A 1,997-nucleotide genomic window follows, 5' to 3' on the forward strand; every position below is an offset into this window, starting at 1 on the left:
GGACCTATGCCGAGGGCGTGCGGCGGGGTGGGACGCTGGTGACGGTGCGGAGCGAGGATGCGCGCATCGACGAGGCGGAGCGGATCATGGCCAGTCACGGGCCGGTCGATGTCGCCACGCGGGAGGCGGATTACCGCGCGGGTGGCTGGAGCGGGTATCGGGACGACGACCTGAACACGCTGGAATCCGGGCGCGGGACGGGTTCGGCGCCGGATGGCACGGCTGGAAACCCGCCCGGCACGGCGGCGACGCGGGCGGCGGATCGCGCGGCGGGGACCAATCTGAGCGGGGCCTATCCGGGGCAGTCGGACGGCACGCCGGAGAACCCGAAGGGGACGATGGCTAGCCGGGGCTTCGACAAGGCCACGGGTTCGAACACCAGCGGGACCAATCCGGACGGGACGCGGCGCTGAGGCCGGCTCTTCCGGGATGACCGGCTGATAGGGCCGAGGAAGGGGCGGGCGGTTCGGTCCGCTTCCTTCCGGGCTGTGTCGCACGCGGGTTGCTTTCGGAAGCCGGGGTGTTCCTGTCTGCCTTGGCGAGGCGCGGAAACCCCTGTCAGTGCGGTGAGGGTTGGGAGACCCGCGGTGCCGGTGCGGCGCCGCGGGTCTTTTCGTGCGCGCTGCGGTCAGGCGCCCTGGCTGGCGAAGACGCGGGCCAGGGTGTCCCGGACGTGGCGGAAGTCTTTGGCCGGGTCCATGGCGGCGTCGAGGGTCGCGGCATCGAGCGTGGCGGAAACCTCGGGGTCGGCGAGGAGCTCGTCGCGGAAGGAGCGGCCGTTCGGGGTGCCCAGCGCGGTCCAGGTGGCCATGGCGGCGCGCTGGACGGCGGCGTAGGAGGCCTCGCGGCTCATGCCGGCCTGGGTGAGGGCGAGCAGGACCTTCTGGCTGTGGACGACGCCGCCCAGGGCTTCGAGGTTGCGCTTCATCTGGTCGGGATAGACGGTCAGCTTGTCCATCATCGAGGTGGCGCGGGCCAGGGCGAAGTCCAGGGTGATGGTGGCATCGGGGCCGATGAAGCGCTCGACGCTGCTGTGGCTGATGTCGCGCTCGTGCCAGAGGGCGACGTTCTCCAGGGCCGGGGTGGCGTAGCCGCGGATGACGCGAGCGAGGCCGGTGAGGTTCTCGCTCAGCACCGGATTGCGCTTGTGGGGCATCGCGGAGGAGCCCTTCTGGCCGGGGTGGAAGTATTCCTCGGCCTCCCGCACCTCGCTGCGCTGGAGGTGGCGGACCTCGGTGGCCAGGCGTTCGATGGCGCTCGCCGTGATGGCCAGGGCGCAGAAGAAGGCGGCGTGGCGGTCGCGGGGGATGACCTGGGTGGAGACGGGCTCGGCGCGCAGGCCCAGGCGGGCGGCGACGAATTCCTCCACGCGCGGATCGACCGAGGCGAAGGTGCCGACGGGGCCGGAAATGGCGCAGGTCGCGACCTCGTCGCGGGCGGCGGCCAAGCGCTTGCGGCAGCGGGCGAATTCGGCCCAGTGGCCGGCGAGCTTGATGCCGAAAGTGGTGGGTTCGGCATGGATGCCGTGGCTGCGGCCGATGGTGGGGGTCAGCGCGTGTTCCTCGGCCCGGCGCTGCAGGGCGGCGAGGAGGGCGTCCATGTCGGCCAGGAGCAGGTCGGCGGCGCGGGTGAGCTGCACGTTCAGGCAGGTGTCGAGCACGTCCGAGGAGGTCATGCCCTGGTGCATGAAGCGGGCCTCGGGGCCGATGCCCTCGCCCAGCCAGGTGAGGAAGGCGATGACGTCGTGGCGGGTGACGCGCTCGATCTCGTCGATGTGCCCGACATCGGCGGCGGTGATCTCGGCGGTGCGCTGGTCGCCCTTCTCGCGGATCACGCGCGCGGCCTCGGCCGGGATGGTGCCGAGGTTGCCCATGGCCTCGGCCGCCAGGGCCTCGATCTCGAACCAGATCTTGTAGCGGGTCTCGGGCGACCAGATCGCGGTCATCTCGGGGCGGGCGTAGCGCGGGACCATGGCGGGGAACTCCTGAACGGCGCGG

General features: G+C 71.8%; 1 protein-coding gene and 1 pseudogene. One reads left to right on the forward strand and one right to left on the reverse strand.

Annotated features, from left to right (window positions below; genetic code table 11):
- Nucleotides 1–413: pseudogene (locus tag ROTAS13_RS26710) on the forward strand (hypothetical protein); the annotation flags it as partial.
- A 215-nt stretch (nt 414–628) separates the two neighbouring features.
- Here ROTAS13_RS26710 and purB read toward each other — a convergent pair.
- On the reverse strand, nt 629–1,972 hold the full coding sequence (purB, locus tag ROTAS13_RS23640; RefSeq protein WP_075823589.1) for an adenylosuccinate lyase: 1,344 nt from the start codon (nt 1,970–1,972) through the stop codon (nt 629–631).
- Nucleotides 1,973–1,997: the final 25 nt, after the last annotated feature.

It is taken from the genome of Roseomonas sp. TAS13, assembly GCF_001950415.1.
In the GTDB taxonomy this organism is placed as follows: Bacteria; Pseudomonadota; Alphaproteobacteria; order Acetobacterales; family Acetobacteraceae; genus Roseomonas; species Roseomonas mucosa.

Coding starts and splice junctions, on each gene's coding strand:
- purB (WP_075823589.1), bottom strand. CDS start 1,972: ATGGTCCCGCGCTACGCCCGCCCCGAGATGACCGCGATCTGGTCGCCC.